This window comes from Campylobacter concisus, assembly GCF_002912425.1.
GTDB lineage: Bacteria > Campylobacterota > Campylobacteria > Campylobacterales > Campylobacteraceae > Campylobacter_A > Campylobacter_A concisus_AH.
Window position 1 is genome coordinate 36,672 of record NZ_POYR01000040.1, and the last position, 15,184, is coordinate 51,855.

Below are 15,184 nucleotides of genomic sequence, written 5' to 3' on the forward strand. Positions count from 1 at the left end.
AGAGTTTAGCCAAAAATGCTTTTAAATATGATAAATCAGGCGTTATGAAAAAATTAATTTTTAAAGGCTAAAATGTGAGAAATTCTTTAAAGGAGCGAGTTATGAAAAAGGTTATATTTGCCGTTATCTGCGGGCTATTTTTAGTTGGTTGTGCTAAAAATGAGCCAAAGCCAGCAGGGCCTCAAGGTGCAAGTTGTGGATGTGCTCATCATCAAAAAATGATGCAAGAAAATATGCCAAGCTGCCCACATCACGGCATGCAAGGTGCGATGCATGAGCAAATGCCAGCAGGCTGCCCAGCCCACGCAAAATAGATAAAGTGCCAAATGGCACTTTATTTTAATATAACCTTGTCGCCTTTAATGCCTAAAACCTGCACTTTCTCGCCGTTTTTTAGCACTCCGTCATACTTCCAAAGAGTGCCTTTAAAATAGACCATATTTTCTCTGATCTCACCAACGCCTGGCTCATCTAAAAATTCCTCATTAAAGCTCTCTTTTTTTGCCATAAATTTGCTCTTTAACGGCGCTTTTAAGAGCGCAAGCAAGATAAAGGCAAGCACTAGGACAGCTAAAATTTGAAAGCTCCACTCAAAACCAAAGCCAAAATTTATCGCCCCAACGATGATAAAAGCGACGCCAAAAAAGAGCAGATAAAATGAAAATAGCATAAGCTCAGCCACGCACAAGAGCGCGCCTATGGCTATCATTATAAAAGGACTTATCACGCCTTATCCTTAGCTAAGAAATTTTTTAAAACGCTAAGTGAGCCAATTAGCTCAGCCGCCTCATAAGGGACTAAAATTTTATCTTTTGAGCTATTTTTAGCTAGCTCGCTAAACGCCCCGACTCTGTCGCGCGCAAGCAAAAATTCAGCCGCATTTGCGTTTTTACTCATGCTATCGTTTATCATATCCATAGCCTCTTTTTGAGCCGTTGCGATGGCGATTTGCTCGTATTTTTTCGCATCAGCCATACGCTCTATCGCCTCTGCTTGAAGTACTTTTTCTTGTTTTAGTGCCTCTGCATTGCGTATTAAAGCCTCTTTTTCAGCCAAGGCTTTTAGCTCTATCGCGCGCTTTTCACGCTCAGCTTTCATCTGCATATTCATCGCCTCTTCGATACCAAGTGGGACAGAAATTTCAGAAATTTCCACACGCATGATCTTTACACCCCAGTTGCCAGCTGCGTCGCCAAGAGCTACTTGAAGTGCGGCATTTAGTCGGTCACGTGAGCTTAGCGTATCATCAAGGTTCATCGCACCTATCTCGCCACGAAGCGTTGTCATGGCTAAATTTGCAATGGCGCGCTTGTAGTTATCTACGTTATAAACCGCCATTTTTGCGTCAAATACCTTTAAAAAGACGATGCCATCGACACTTATATTAACATTATCTTTTGTGATGACTTGCTGTTTTGTGATATCAACAAGTTGCTCTTTTATAGTTATGATCGCTCTTATCTGATCGACAAATGGGATGATGATATGAAATCCCCCGTCAAGCACCTTGTGAAATTTACCAAGTCGCTCGATGAGCAGGTTATCTGCTTGCGAAACGATCTTAATGCCAGCTTTTAAAAACAAAAATGCAAAAATAACCAAAACAACGACTAAAACGCCAAATGTCTCAACTTGCATCTTCTCTCCTTTAATTTATAATTTGTTATTTTCTTAAGTATTATAATACATTTTTAAATTTTATCTTTTAAAAAGGATCAGCATGAAAAATTTTATCTTTGCACTAAGTGCGGCTCTACTTTTAGCAGGTTGCGCTACGTCAAACCAAAGCACAAGCGTCCCACAAGGCAAATGTGAAGTAAAAGGTAGCTGCATGGCTCCAGTAAGCAACATCGAGGGCACTTACAAGGCATTTTTACCTTGCGCTAGCTGCATGGGCATAGACTCAACCCTTACGCTTAAAAAAGACGGCACATTTGAAAGTGTGATGAACTACAAGTCAAAAGACAACTACAAAGCCGTTAGCAAGGGCAAATACTCAGTCAAAAACGGCGTTATCACAACGGTTGATGAGTATAAAGAGAAGAGCTTTTATAAGATTGAGGGAGAGAGCCTAAAGATGCTTGACATGGATCAAAAAGAGGTCACTGGCGAGCTAAAAGACAAATACATCTTCAAACGCGTAAAATAAATTTTAAAGGCAAAATGATATAATTTTGCAATTTTTAAGGAGTTGCAAATGAAATATCTTTTTGCCATACTTATCTCATTTTTTATCATCGGCTGCGCGAAAAATGAAAATTTAAAGCCACAAAATCAAGAGCAAACACAAAAATCAAAAGAAGAAAAACCTCTTCTTAGAGATGAAAAACCCAAAAAACCAGAAAAACTAATACTTTCAAACTCTATCTACACGAGCTACTATACCACCTTGCCATGCTCAAACTGCGAGGGCGTGAAGACCATCCTAACTCTAAATAAAGACAAAACCTACACAAAAACTATGCTTACGATGGATAAGGCTGCTACTTTGGTAGAAAAAGGCGGCACATTTGATGTCGATGAGAGCGCTATCGTGCTAAAAGATGAAAGCGGCGCACTTAGCTACTTTGTGCCAAACAAAAACTCACTTCTTCAGCTTGATGATAAGAAAAATAAGCGAGTTGGCGTGCTGGCTCAAATTTATAATTACGAGCCGGTAAATAAGGCATATAAAGATAGTTTTTTTGCTAGATTTTCTAAATTTAAAGACAAAAATGGCTTTTTAGAGCTTGTGCTTGTGCCTAGCAAAAATGGCGCAAAGATAAGCTTTTACTCATCGCTAAAAGATGGCTCGCCACTTTGTAAATTTAACTCAGAGTTGCTTTATGACAAGGGCATTTTTTACCTTTTAGACGAAAAAGGTGTGGCTTTAAGCGTGCATAAAACCGCTAACGATATCTTCATAATCGCAAACGATAAAATTTGCAAAAATGCTCACATAAGCGGACACTACAAAAGAGAAAAGGGCAGGTCTAGCCTCTTTGGCAAGGGCTTTTTTGCGAAACTTACAAACGAGTCAGCAAACGCTGATGTGATGAAATTTTATGGCGCAAAAAACATAAAAAGAGACAATACAAAAAAAGAAAATAGCTACATCGTCACAAATAAAAACGAGAGAATTTTTGAATACACCTTGCTAAATGGCATCATTACAAGCATTGAAATTTACTCAAATGAGTTTAAAACTCCTGAAAATATCAGCCTAAAATCAAATTTCAAAGATATAAAAAACGCCCTTGTCATCTCTAAATTTCAAAGCGACGCAAACAATATCTATCTAAAAATAGACAGCCACGACATGCTTATAAAGCTTAAAAATCCACTCGCAAAAGAGATAACAAGCTTAAGCCAGATCCCAGACGAGGCGCAAATAGAGCAGATAACTCTCATGTGGAACCAGTAGCTTGAAAGAGTATCTTAAGCTTTTAAAGGACGAGAGAAATTTCCGCCTTTTAAGCACCATCCAGCTCATGTGCTACTTTGGTGTATGGTTCTCGCACACTGGCATCTTTACGCTACTTATCTCGCTTGATGCTCCTGTTTGGGCGCTTACACTAAGTGCGGCGATGGCGTTTATCCCAGGCGTTGTCATCGCTCCGTTTAGTGGCATTTTAGTTGATAAATTTAGCCCAAAACCTATGCTTGTTATCATGATGGCGGTTGAGACCATAAGCGTTTTTATGCTGCTTTTTATAAATTCGCTTGATTTTTTATGGCTACTTTTGCTTATCATTTTTATTAGAAACGGCGTTGGCGGGATGTATTTTCAAGTAGAGATGAGCGTGCTACCAAAAATTTTAAGCAAAGAGAGCCTAAAGCTTGCAAACGAGATCCACTCGATCATCTGGGCGGTCTCATACACAGCTGGCATGGGGCTTGCTGGCGTTTATATACACTTTTTTGGCATCAAAAGCGCCTTTTTGCTCGACGGAGCTCTTTATCTTTGCAGTTTTGGCTTTTTATATCTTTTAAAACTAGACGAGCTAAAGCCAGAATTTATAGAAAAACCTCTGAAAATGCTAAAAAAAGGGCTTAAATATCTAAAAGAAAATAGGCTCATCGTGCATCTTATATTTTTGCATGCCTTTGTTGGCATCACCGCTTATGACGCATTGATCGCGCTTTTGGCTGACTATAGATACGCAAATTTACTCTCAACCTCGCTGGTTATTGGCCTGCTAAACGCCTCAAGGTCGATCTCACTAATGTTTGCACCAGCCTTGCTTAGTAAATTTATGAATAAAAAAACGCTCATCTACATCTACATCGGTCAAGGAGTTGGCATCATCATCTGGGCGCTCTCTTTGCAAAATTTTTATCTCTCGCTAATTGGCATCATCTTTGCTGGATTTTGCACGTCAAGCCTTTGGAGCTACACCTACACGCTACTTCAGCAAAACTGTCAAAAAGAGTTTTACGGCAGAGTGATCGCGTACAATGATATGGTTTTTCTTGGATTTAGCGCACTTATCTCATTTGCGATCGGCTTTTTATACGAGCTTGGACTAAGCGTGGAGATGATCGCAGCCTTTATGGGAAGCCTCTTTTTCGTTGGAGCCTTTTACTACCACGTAGTTTCAAAAAGGTATGAGATAAGATAGTTGCGTCTAAATGGCTAGAAATCCAGCCATTTATATTTGCTTACTTTCTAGCAGCTTTTACCGCTTCAAGTAGCTCTTCAAAGCCTGCTTTACTTGAGTGCTCGACGTCTTTTAGTATCTCGACACCTGCTAAATGTCCCTTATATTTGTCAGCAAAAATCGCCATAGCCTTATCTAGTCCGTGATGGACATTTTCGTGGTGTGCAGCTATGCTTGAGAGGGTTCTTGGGTCTTTGATGATGGTATTTTTCACATCCTTTTCATACCACTTGCCAAATCTACACTCATGCACACTTTGAATTTTATTTATCTCGCCAAGCAAGACGCCTCGGTAGCCATTTAGCTTCATGTTGATGTGATCTATCTTGCCGTTACTCACATTGACCTCGTTTGTTACGTTTAGGGCTTGATTTAGGATGTTTTGCGTGTTGGCATTTACGCTTGAGATGTTGCCCTCAAAACCGCCTAAAATTTGCATCGCATTTGCTGAAATTTTAGAGAAACTCTCGCTCATTTCGATCATCGTATTTGCACTTTGCTTAAGGCCATTTATATTTACTTCAACCTCAAGTGTAGCCTTTTGCGTGCGCTCTGCAAGCTTTCTAACCTCATCTGCAACAACTGCAAAGCCTCGTCCATGCTCACCCGCACGAGCCGCCTCGATAGCAGCATTTAGCGCTAGCAAATTTGTCTGATCTGATATGTCTTTTATGAGATTTATGATCTCAACGATAGAATTTACGCTTCCATCAAGCGAAGAGGCATCGTTTGAGAGGTCACCGCTCATCTGGCTTACTTGCTCGATCGAGCTTAAAATTTCAGCCGTTTGAGACTTAAGCTCACCTGTTTCTTTGAAGGTTTTTTCATTTAAATGGTTTATATTTTCAAGCATTTTTAGATTTTCTTCGATGGTTGATTGCAAGAAGTTCATACCATCTTGATAGCTAGTAAGCAGCAAATTTACAGCCTCTTGCTTATCCTTAGCTTGCTCTTTTGGCTCGCAAGTTTTGGTATTTTTTAGCTCATTTTTAAGTGCTAAAATTTCAGCCTTTAAAGCTTCATTTTCTCTTTCCAAAGCTTCATTTTTACTACCAAGCTCTTTATTTTTGCTGTCAAAAAACATTTTTCATCCTTTAAAATTTGTAAATTACGCGTAATTATAACTCTTTTTACTTAAGCCAATCGTCTAAAATTTTAATTTGCTCTTCAACGCTTTTGTTTGCCGTGCCGCCTTTTGAAGTGCGGGCCTCTTTTGAAGCGTGCAGATCTAGAAATTTAATGGCATTTTCATCTAAATTTTCATCGACACTTTTTAGCTGCTCTTTGTTTAGCTCACTTAGGTCAAGTCCCAAGCTTTCAGCCTTTGCTACAGCTTTTCCGGTGATAAAGTGCGCCGTTCTAAATGGGATATTTTTCTCACGCACTAGATAGTCCGCCAGATCAGTGGCGCTTAGATGGCCAGTTTTTGTCGCTTTTAGCATATTTTTTTCATTAAATTTAGCCGTTTTTATCATCTCATTTAGGATAGTAGCCGAGCTTAAAATGGTCGCAACGCTATCAAAAACGCCCTCTTTATCTTCTTGCATATCTTTATTGTAAGCAAGTGGCAAGCCCTTCATCGTAGTTAGCAGCGCTACTAAATTTCCATTTACACGCCCAGTTTTGCCACGTATAAGCTCAGCGACGTCTGGATTTTTCTTTTGAGGCATGATAGAGCTACCCGTGCTATAAGCATCACTAATGCTTACAAAGCCAAATTCCTGCGAGCTCCAAAGTATAAGCTCCCCACAAAGCCTAGAAGCGTGCGTCATAAAAACGCTAATGTTAAATAAAATTTCAAGCGCAAAGTCGCGGTCGCTCACGCTATCCATCGCATTTTGCGTGCAACCTGCAAAGCCAAGCTCGCTTGCAACGATAGTTCTATCTATCTTGTGCGGCGTGCCTGCAAGGGCTGCTGAGCCAAGCGGGCTTAGGTTGTTTCGCTCATACGAGCTGACAAATCGCTCAAAATCCCTCTTAAACATAAACGCGTAGGCTAGTAAATGGTAGCTAAGGCTTACTGGCTGGGCGTGCTGAAGGTGCGTGTAGCCTGGCATTAGCGTATCTTTGTGGTTTTTGGCTAAATTTGCAAGCGTGGCGATGAGCTCTTTGATGAGAGATGAAATTTCTAAATTTTTCTTCAAAACATAAAATTTAAAATCAAGCGCAACCTGATCGTTTCTGCTTCTAGCTGTGTGTAGTCTGCCTCCAAGCTCAGCTCCGATGATCTCGCTAAGGCGCTTTTCAACCGCCATGTGGATATCCTCATCCTCTATCTTAAAAGCAAATTTACCAGCTCTTATCTCATCCAAAACCTCATCAAGCCCCTTTATTATCACCTCTGACTCGTCTTTTTTTAAAATTCCGCAAATTCCAAGCATTTTAGCGTGCGCCTTACTGCCAGCGATATCCTCTTCAAAAAGATTTTTATCAAAATTTATAGAAGCGTTAAATTCCTCAAGCAACTTCGAGCTAGCCTCGCTAAATCTGCCCTCCCACATCTTTTTATGCGCGTTTTCATCTTTTTTCATAGCTTTGCCTTTGATTAGTTTTGCGTGATTTTAACAAAATGGTGCTTAACTAGGCTTTTACGAGCATTTTAAAAATAAATTTTTTGCTCAAAAAAGGGAAATGTAATATAAAAATTATGCTAGAGTAGTAAAAAAGTTATATATATAATTTACATTTAAGGTTATTAAAATATAATTCGCCCAGCAACTTTTTAAAAACTATTTCAAGTTTTTTGATTTATTGCCGATATAGTTATAAATGAAGAAATAAACTAAAAAGGAAGGACGATATGCAAATAGATGCAAATATGAACTCAAATGTTTTCTATCATAATGGCTACACATCTATATCATCAAGTAGCGCTAAAACCAGCATATTAGTATCTTCTGGCTATGGTACAAAAGATATCGTTAGAAGCAATGATGTGCATGTCGAACAAAGAGAAGAGGTTAGACAAAAACCTACAATTATTAGAAAAGAAGATGTCACAGAGTTACAAAAAAATTTAGAAAAATTACAAGATCAAAGAAGCGATATAGCTGATCAAATTTCAAGCATCCAGCACCTGAAAGATCGTGATTCTATACAGATGCTTCATCATCTAAATTTAGAACAATCAAGCATTCAGAATAACATTTTAAGTATTAAAACTCAGATGACAGAAATGGTACAGGCTTAAGACTAAGCCTTACCGATAATAGTTTTTAAAACCAAACAAAAATCCTCTAAAAAATACCCCATTGATTTATAGAAGTTACTGCTAGCATTTTGTTCAAGCTCTTTTGCAAGTTGCTCGGCATAAGGTAAGAAAAATGAGAAGCTAAAAGCAGCAAGAAGTTGCATAGACTCTTTTGTCGCCTCTTTTTTTAAGATATTTGCTATCAAAATGAGCTGATTTGAGATGCTATCAACCTCACCCATTTTTGGCTCGAAATTTATAGCCTTGTAAAATTGTGCCAAATCATCTTTTGCGCTTGAGAAATAGTAGCTTGCTTCAAATTTTGCCTTCAAAATGACAAAATCATCACACAAGGCCGCACTACTCTCATCTTTGATAAATTTAGCGTAAAGCTCATTTCCTTTTATGTTCGCATCGCTCTTTGTCTGTGTTATCCACGCATTTGTCTTTTTGATACGCATAAAAGATGAGACACCCAAGATACCATTAAAATTCGTAGCAAGTGCAGCCGCTACAACGCTATAAAGCTCTCCAAGTCTCAAATTTAATCCTTAAGTTGCAAATATCTAAGTCTAAGCGCATTTAGCACGACAGTAACCGAACTTAAGCACATCGCCATCGAGCCATAAACTGGACTTAGAAGTAGCCCAAATACCGGATATAGCACGCCAGCAGCCACTGGTATGCAAATGGCGTTATACATAAATGCCCAAAACAAATTCTCTTTTATGTTAGCAATAGTCGCATTTGCAAGCTTTACAAGCCCGCTCACGCCACGCAAGTCATTTTTTACAAGCACGATATCGCCAGCGCCTTTAGCGATGTCTGAGCCTGAGTTCATAGCGATGCCAACACTTGCTTCTTTAAGTGATGGCGAGTCGTTTATGCCGTCCCCTACAAAGATCACGCCACCTCGGCTCATGAGCTCTTTTACTTTGTTAAATTTATCCTCAGGCAGCATATTTGCATAATACTCGCTCACATTTAGCTTGCTAGCGATATTTGCCACTACTTTTTTATCATCACCTGAGAGGATCACGCTTTGTAAATTTAGCCTTGAAAGCTCTTTTATAACGTCATTTGCTTCATTTTTTAGCTCATCACTTAACGTTAAAAAGCCGCTAAATTTTTGATTTAGCGCACAAAGTATGACGCCGCTTCCATCATTTGCAGCCTCTTTTATCGCTTCACTATCTGCTTCATTTAGCAAGATATCGTTTGCTGCGAGCAGCTTTTCGTTGCCTATTATTATCTTGTTACTCTCGTCTTCATAGACGATGCCTTGACCAACTACGTTTTGAAATTTGCCATTTAGCTTTTGTAAATTTATGTAATTTTGTTTTGCGTATCTTACGATCGCTTTTGAGATCGGATGCTCGCTTAAATTTTCAGCAGATGCCACTAGCTCTAGCTCTTTTTCGCTCAAATTTGAACTTTTGACGCTAATTAGCCCTTTACTTAGCGTGCCAGTTTTGTCAAATGCTACAAATTTAGCATCTTTTATAAGCTCCAAAACCTCTGGATTTTTCACCAAAATCCCAGCTTTTGCGCCGCGAGCAAGGGAGCTTACGATTGCTATTGGCGTGGCAAGTCCTAGTGCGCATGGGCATGAGATGATAAGCACGCAGATCGCGCTAGAGATCGCATAGGCGAAATTTCCACTAAAAATTATCCATATTAAAAATGTAAGAACTGAGATCGCCACGACGCTTGGCACAAAGATATTTGCTATCTTGTCAGCCAGCCGTCCGATAGGCATCTTTTTGGAGCTAGCGTCGCTTAACAAGCTTAAAATTTGAGATAGCAAGCTTTCAAAAGAACTCTTTGTTACCTTGACGCTTATGTAGCCATTTGTGTTTAGAGTGCCGGCAAATACGCTATCTCCTACCTCTTTATAAACTGGCAAGCTCTCTCCTGTAAGCATAGAAGCATCGATTTCGGCGCCACCTTGAACTATCACGCCATCACTTGGGATGTTGTAGCCATTTTTTACGATGACGATGTCGCCTACTTTTAGCTCATTTACATTTACCTCTTTGCTCTGTCCATCTGGCATGACCAAAAAGGCGGTCTTTGGTGAAATTTTAAGTAGGGTCTTTAGGTAGTCGCCTGCCTTTGCCTTTGAGCGCTCTTCAAGATACTTGCCAAGCAAAACAAAGGCTATTATCATCGCTGCGCCCGAGATATAGACGTTTTTTAGATCATCTGGGATAAAATCTGAAAAGATCACAACAAAAAGCGAGTATAAAAACGCACTGCCACTTCCAAGCGCAACTAGCACGTTCATATCGTAGTTTTTGTTTTTAACAGCCTCTATGGCGTGAGCAAAGAAGTCTTTGCCACTAAAAGCTAGCACCAAAAACGCTAAAACTAGCATCAGTAAATTTACTAGCATATTGTGAGGTGCGAACATCTCAAGCGCCATTATCACGATGCTTGTGATAAATGCAAATATAAATTTATTTCTTATCGCAGTTATGTGCTCGTCTCTTTTGGCCTCATACTCATCGATGTCGGCTGCCACGAAGTAGCCAAGCTTCTTTATCTTTTGCTCTAAAGCTTCACGCACGCTGGCGTCTTTTAGGACAAACTCACCGCTTGCGTTTGCAAAATTTACATTTGCTTCAAGCACCCCATCTATCTTTTTAGAAACCTTTTCGATAGCGTTTGAGCAATTTACACAGCTCATTCCCGCTATATTTAGCTTGACTTTTAAAGGCATATCAAAGCTCCTTTATAACGTCAAATCCCAGATCAGCCATTTCTGATTTAAATTTCTCTACATCGCCATCTTTTATATCAAGGCTTACTTGCCTTGGCTCTTTGCTAAGATCGACTTTTATCTCGCCAAAGTCATCTTCAAGTGCGTTTTTTATAGTGTTTGCGCAGTTTTGGCAATGCACATTATTTACCTCAAATGTTTTCATATTATCTCCTTTATCATGTGGTCGTATTCGTGTAAATTTATGATCTTTTTGGTGTTAAATTTAAAGCCAAGGCTCTCGTAAAATTTACGAACTTTTGGCTTATTTACATCAACTATCAGCGAGACCTTTTTATGTCCTAGCTCTTTTGCTTTGGCAAATGAGTGCAAGATAAGCTCTTTTGCAAGCCCTTGGCCTCTAAATTTCTCATCCACAGCGATGCTATCTATATAAAACTCATCGTCAAAGCACTCTTTTTCTACCTTGGCATCTTTGCCAAGCGCCTTTAGATGCTGAGAAATTTCTCTATCAAACTGCCACGCGTCGCCACCAAAATAAGCACACATAGCAGCGATTATCTGCTCATCACGCTTATAGACATAAACATTTTTATAGCTAAGTCTGTTTGTCTCGCTTTGAAAAAATTTCTCTAAAATTTCATCGCTTTTTGCAGGATCGTCGTAGCCACTTAGCTTGTAGGCGATATCCTCCATCGCTAAATTTAGTAGTTTTATGCAGATTTTTGCATCTTGTTTTTGAGCATTTTTTATCATGGGTATGATTATATGCCTTTAGCTTAAATTTTTACCAAATATTATTTTCAAATTTGCAAATTATGCACTTTAACAGGCAAACTAAAAATGTTTTAAAAAAGTATAAAATTTTTTTAGTTATAATCCGTAAAAAATTTATTTAAGGATATTTATGGGACGAGCATTTGAGTACCGAAGAGCAGCAAAAGAAGCTAGATGGGATAAGATGAGCAAGGTATTTCCAAAACTTGCAAAGGCTATAACAGTAGCGGCAAAAGATGGCGGATGTGATCCAGATATGAACCCAAAACTTCGTGCAGCCATCGCAGCAGCAAAAGCTGAAAATATGCCTAAAGATAACATCGATGCGGCTATAAAAAGAGCAAATGGCAAAGATAGCGCTGATATCAAGACTATCTTTTATGACGGCAAAGCAGCTCACGGCGTGCAAATCATCGTCGAGTGCGCTACTGACAACCCAACAAGAACAGTTGCAAATGTAAAAGCGATATTTAGCAAAAATGGCGGAGAAATTTTGCCAAGTGGCAGCCTTAGCTTTATGTTTACAAGAAAGAGCGTTTTTGAGCTTGAAAAACCAAGCGCAGATATAGAAGAGATCGAGCTTGAGCTGATTGATTATGGACTAAGTGACATTGAAGAAGATGAAAACGCACTATTTGTTTATGGTGATTACACAAATTTTGGCACACTGCATGAAGGCATAGAGAAGTTAAATTTAGTAGTTAAAAAAGCTTCGCTTCAGTACTTGCCAAATCAAACCGTGAGCCTAGATGAAGAGCAAATGCTTGAGGTCGAGAGGCTTCTTGACAAGCTAGAAGACGACGATGACGTCCAAGCAGTTTATACAAATATCGAGTAAAAAGGAGCAACATGCGTTTTGATGAGTTAAAAGTTTATGATATAAATTTAGACGAGCTAAAAAAAGATAAATTTGCAGTTTTAAAGACAGAAAAAGGCGAGATAAGACTTGAGCTTTTTGCCGATGATGCACCGCAAGCTGTTGCAAATTTTGTCCATTTGATAAAAACAGGCTTTTATAATGGCCTAAATTTTCACAGAGTTATACCAAATTTCGTCATCCAAGGCGGCTGCCCAAATGGCACAGGCACAGGCGGTCTTGGCTGGAGGATAAAATGCGAATGCGACAACCAAAAGGTAAAACACGAGCGTGGCAGCCTTAGCATGGCTCACGCAGGTCGTGACACTGGCGGATCGCAGTTTTTCATCTGCCACAGCAAGCAACCTCATCTTGACGGCGTGCATACAGTCTTTGGAAAGTGCGTTGATGACGAGAGCCTAAAGGTACTTGATGCTATCAGACAAGGCGACAAGATCCTCTCAGCAGAGATCAAAGAGAGCCTATAAAAGGGGAATTTATGGAGAGTGCAAAAACGCAAAAAAGTCTCTTTGTGAGACTATTTACCAATCTCGCCATTTGGGTTGTGATAGGTATAGTTGGCGGTGTTATCGTCGGTATGGTCGCACCTGAGCTTGGCATAGCGAGCAAGCCAGGTATTGATTACTTTATAAAAGCCCTTAAAATTTTAATCGGCCCTATCATCTTTTTAACGATCGTCTCAGGCATCGTCGGACTTGAGAGCTTAAAAGATCTTGGCACCATCGGACTTAAGGCGTTTATCTACTTTGAGATAGTTAGCACGCTTGCTCTTGCTGTTGGCATCATCTTTGGCGAGACGCTTCGTCCAGGACATGGCATGAACCTTGACTACACTCAGCTTGACGCCTCAAGTGTGGCTAAATTTACATCTCAAGCTGGAAATATGGACGCAAATAGCGGCTTTTTAGCACACACACTTCATCTTTTAAGAGGTGCTGTGCCAGTAGATGACATCTTCCCTTACGTGCATATACTTGATCCATTTATAAAATCAAACACACTTCAAGTGCTTTTCATGGCGATTGTCGTTGCCATCGTGCTTTCGTTACTTGCTCATGATAAAAAGCAAGCTTGTCTAAAACCGCTTGAATTTATCCAGCACTACGTCTTAAAGCTTCTTACTTGGCTTATGTTATTTAGCCCAGTGGCGGCCTTTTCAGCGATGGCTTACTTGATCGGTAAATTTGGCATCGGAACGCTTCTTGGTATGATGGAGCTTCTTGTAGTTATGGCGCTTGCAAGCTGCTTTTTCATCTTTGTCGTGCTTGGCGTCATTTGCTACTTTGCCAAAGTTAATGTCTTTAAATTTATGCGCTTTATCTCAAAAGAGGTCTTGGTCGTTTTTGCGACAAGCTCGAGCGAAACAGCTCTTGCACCACTTATGCAAAAGCTAGAAGCAGCTGGTATAAATAGAGGCGCAGTTGGCCTTATCATCCCGACTGGCTACTCATTTAACCTTGACTGCACCAACATCTATCTAAGCTTAAGCGTTATCTTCTTAGCGCAAGCATTTAATATCCCGCTAAGTTTTGAGCACCTAATAAGCATACTAATCGTGCTAATGATCACAAGCAAAGGCGCTGTTGGCGTTACAGGATCTGGCTTTGTCGTCCTTGCTGGCACACTAAGCGCACTTCCAAGCACTGGCATACCAGTCGTCACCGTAGCTGTGCTACTTGGCGTTGATAAATTTATGTCAGAGATGCGTGCTGTTGGTAACCTTTGCGGTAATGCCGTTGGCTGCATGATCGTATCTATCTGGGATAAAAAGGTCGATATGGAGAAATTTAGATACGCACTAGATCATCCAGACGAATTTCACTTCCACTCATAATAGAATTTTTTAAGGGGCAAATCGCCCCTTTTTATCTTAAAATTTACTTCAAAACTTAAAGTGCTTATCCCCTATTTTTACAATACCCAATGAAAATTTAGAAATTTTATTTTTAAATATAGAAACTAATATTATAATTATTGAAAATTTTAATTTGGAGGAGTTATGAAGACATTAGGCATCATAGGCGGCATGGGACCACTTGCCACGGCTGATTTATACAAGAAGATCATCGATATAACCCCAGCAACTTGCGATCAAGAGCACCTACACATCGTTATCGACTCATACGCTCAGATAGAAGATAGGACAAAATTTATCATGGGTGAGGGAGAAAGTCCGCTTCCAAAGCTAATTCAAAGTGCTAAACTTTTAAAAAATGCAGGATGCGAGGCGATGCTAATGGCTTGTAACACAGCTCACTACTTTGCCCCAAGCATCGAAAAAGAGGCTGGAGTGAAAATTTTGCACATTGCAAAAGTTACAGTAGATGCCTTGCAAAAGAAATATCCACACGCTAAAAATATCGCTGTCATCGCAACAAGTGGCACAAAAAAAGCTGGCGTTTATGATCAAATTTTAAAAGAGCGCGGGCTAAAGAGCGTCGATTTTAGCAAAGAGACGCAAGATGTCATCATGGAGTGCATCTACAAAGGCGTCAAAGCTGGCAAGCTAGAAGAGTATGTGCCAGTGTTTTATGAAGTGCTTTCTAACATTGAAGCTGACGTTTATATTGCAGGCTGCACCGAGATACCGATGTTTTTACCATTTATCAGCAGCGAGTATAAATTTATAGATGCGACATTTGAGCTAGCAAAAGCTGGCGTAGAATTTGGACTAGAAAAGAGAGTATTTTGATTAAATTTAGCCAGACACCTGGCTAAATTTTCGTTTTAACTGCAACTTACACTAAATACAACAGCGACTTTTATAGTAGAAATTTGATATCAAATTTAGCTGGAGTGTTTTGGCTAAATTTTAGCTCTAACTGCAAAGATTGCTTATATTAAAAATTTTTGATATCTGATGGGTGATTTTTAATGCTTAATAAGTGTGGTTTTATAGTGAGAAGCTTTAGAAAATCTAGTGAAATTTAGTATTTTAATTTAAATTTAGTTGGAGTGTTCTGGCTAAATTTTACTTC

At 39.5% G+C, this 15,184-nt stretch carries 17 protein-coding genes and 1 pseudogene; 9 read left to right on the forward strand and 9 right to left on the reverse strand.

Annotated features, from left to right (window positions below; genetic code table 11):
* Positions 1-101: 101 nt before the first annotated feature.
* The gene (locus CYP84_RS02295) at positions 102-314 is read left to right on the forward strand and encodes a hypothetical protein (RefSeq protein ID WP_021087694.1); all 213 of its coding nucleotides are present in this window, start codon (positions 102-104) and stop codon (positions 312-314) included.
* Positions 315-334: 20 nt separating this feature from the next.
* Here the strand turns inward: CYP84_RS02295 and CYP84_RS02300 are convergent, their stop codons facing one another.
* The gene (locus CYP84_RS02300) at positions 335-727 is read right to left on the reverse strand and encodes an NfeD family protein (RefSeq protein ID WP_103636540.1); all 393 of its coding nucleotides are present in this window, start codon (positions 725-727) and stop codon (positions 335-337) included.
* Positions 724-1,638: an SPFH domain-containing protein gene (locus CYP84_RS02305; protein WP_021089647.1), complete on the reverse strand. Its 915-nt coding sequence runs from the start codon at positions 1,636-1,638 to the stop codon at positions 724-726. Before CYP84_RS02305 ends, CYP84_RS02300 begins: the two co-directional genes overlap by 4 nt.
* An 82-nt stretch (positions 1,639-1,720) precedes the next feature.
* Here CYP84_RS02305 and CYP84_RS02310 point away from each other — a divergent pair, with 82 nt between their 5' ends.
* Genes CYP84_RS02310 through CYP84_RS02320 form a run of 3 tightly spaced genes read left to right on the forward strand, consistent with a single transcriptional unit; the run spans position 1,721 to position 4,601 of the window.
* On the forward strand, positions 1,721-2,149 hold the full coding sequence (locus tag CYP84_RS02310; RefSeq protein WP_103636541.1) for a copper resistance protein NlpE: 429 nt from the start codon (positions 1,721-1,723) through the stop codon (positions 2,147-2,149).
* A gap of 48 nt (positions 2,150-2,197) precedes the next feature.
* Complete coding sequence (locus CYP84_RS02315; protein ID WP_103636542.1) at positions 2,198-3,403, forward strand: copper resistance protein NlpE; 1,206 nt, start codon at positions 2,198-2,200, stop codon at positions 3,401-3,403.
* Between the two features lies 1 nt (position 3,404).
* Positions 3,405-4,601, forward strand: coding sequence for an MFS transporter (locus CYP84_RS02320; protein WP_103636543.1), 1,197 nt, complete (start codon positions 3,405-3,407; stop codon positions 4,599-4,601).
* 40 nt (positions 4,602-4,641) lie between these two features.
* Here the strand turns inward: CYP84_RS02320 and CYP84_RS11205 are convergent, their stop codons facing one another.
* The 3 genes and pseudogenes from CYP84_RS11205 to argH all read right to left on the reverse strand — a co-directional run bounded on the left by CYP84_RS11205 (position 4,642) and on the right by argH (position 7,171).
* The gene (locus tag CYP84_RS11205; protein WP_430393504.1) at positions 4,642-4,950 is read right to left on the reverse strand and encodes a CZB domain-containing protein; all 309 of its coding nucleotides are present in this window, start codon (positions 4,948-4,950) and stop codon (positions 4,642-4,644) included.
* Between the two features lie 57 nt (positions 4,951-5,007).
* Positions 5,008-5,313 (reverse strand): annotated as a pseudogene (locus CYP84_RS11210) (methyl-accepting chemotaxis protein); the annotation flags it as partial.
* Positions 5,314-5,770: 457 nt separating this feature from the next.
* On the reverse strand, positions 5,771-7,171 hold the full coding sequence (gene argH / locus CYP84_RS02330; RefSeq protein WP_103636545.1) for an argininosuccinate lyase: 1,401 nt from the start codon (positions 7,169-7,171) through the stop codon (positions 5,771-5,773).
* 269 nt (positions 7,172-7,440) lie between these two features.
* On the opposite strand from argH, the gene CYP84_RS02335 reads away from it, so the two are divergent.
* Positions 7,441-7,830, forward strand: a complete 390-nt coding sequence (locus CYP84_RS02335) for a hypothetical protein (RefSeq protein ID WP_103636546.1) — start codon at positions 7,441-7,443, stop codon at positions 7,828-7,830.
* A gap of 2 nt (positions 7,831-7,832) precedes the next feature.
* Here CYP84_RS02335 and CYP84_RS02340 read toward each other — a convergent pair whose 3' ends face one another.
* From CYP84_RS02340 to CYP84_RS02355, 4 genes are read right to left on the reverse strand one after another with little or no spacing between them, the layout of a single operon-like run.
* Positions 7,833-8,372 (reverse strand): oxidoreductase, encoded by a 540-nt coding sequence (locus CYP84_RS02340; RefSeq protein WP_103636547.1) that lies wholly within the window; start codon positions 8,370-8,372, stop codon positions 7,833-7,835.
* Positions 8,373-8,374: 2 nt separating this feature from the next.
* Complete coding sequence (locus CYP84_RS02345; protein ID WP_103636548.1) at positions 8,375-10,552, reverse strand: heavy metal translocating P-type ATPase; 2,178 nt, start codon at positions 10,550-10,552, stop codon at positions 8,375-8,377.
* 1 nt (position 10,553) lies between these two features.
* Positions 10,554-10,757: a heavy-metal-associated domain-containing protein gene (locus CYP84_RS02350; RefSeq protein WP_004317198.1), complete on the reverse strand. Its 204-nt coding sequence runs from the start codon at positions 10,755-10,757 to the stop codon at positions 10,554-10,556.
* Complete coding sequence (locus CYP84_RS02355; protein WP_103636549.1) at positions 10,754-11,308, reverse strand: GNAT family N-acetyltransferase; 555 nt, start codon at positions 11,306-11,308, stop codon at positions 10,754-10,756. The genes CYP84_RS02350 and CYP84_RS02355 overlap by 4 nt, the downstream gene beginning before the upstream one ends.
* Positions 11,309-11,459: 151 nt before the next feature.
* On the opposite strand from CYP84_RS02355, the gene CYP84_RS02360 reads away from it, so the two are divergent.
* The 4 genes from CYP84_RS02360 to CYP84_RS02375 all read left to right on the forward strand — a co-directional run bounded on the left by CYP84_RS02360 (position 11,460) and on the right by CYP84_RS02375 (position 14,898).
* Positions 11,460-12,167, forward strand: coding sequence for a YebC/PmpR family DNA-binding transcriptional regulator (locus CYP84_RS02360; RefSeq protein ID WP_103615811.1), 708 nt, complete (start codon positions 11,460-11,462; stop codon positions 12,165-12,167).
* 11 nt (positions 12,168-12,178) lie between these two features.
* Entirely contained in the window at positions 12,179-12,673 is a 495-nt protein-coding gene (locus CYP84_RS02365) for a peptidylprolyl isomerase (RefSeq protein WP_103636550.1), read from the forward strand.
* An 11-nt stretch (positions 12,674-12,684) separates the two neighbouring features.
* Entirely contained in the window at positions 12,685-14,040 is a 1,356-nt protein-coding gene (locus CYP84_RS02370; RefSeq protein WP_021084182.1) for a cation:dicarboxylate symporter family transporter, read from the forward strand.
* 165 nt (positions 14,041-14,205) lie between these two features.
* Positions 14,206-14,898, forward strand: coding sequence for an aspartate/glutamate racemase family protein (locus tag CYP84_RS02375; RefSeq protein ID WP_009294309.1), 693 nt, complete (start codon positions 14,206-14,208; stop codon positions 14,896-14,898).
* Positions 14,899-15,184: the final 286 nt, after the last annotated feature.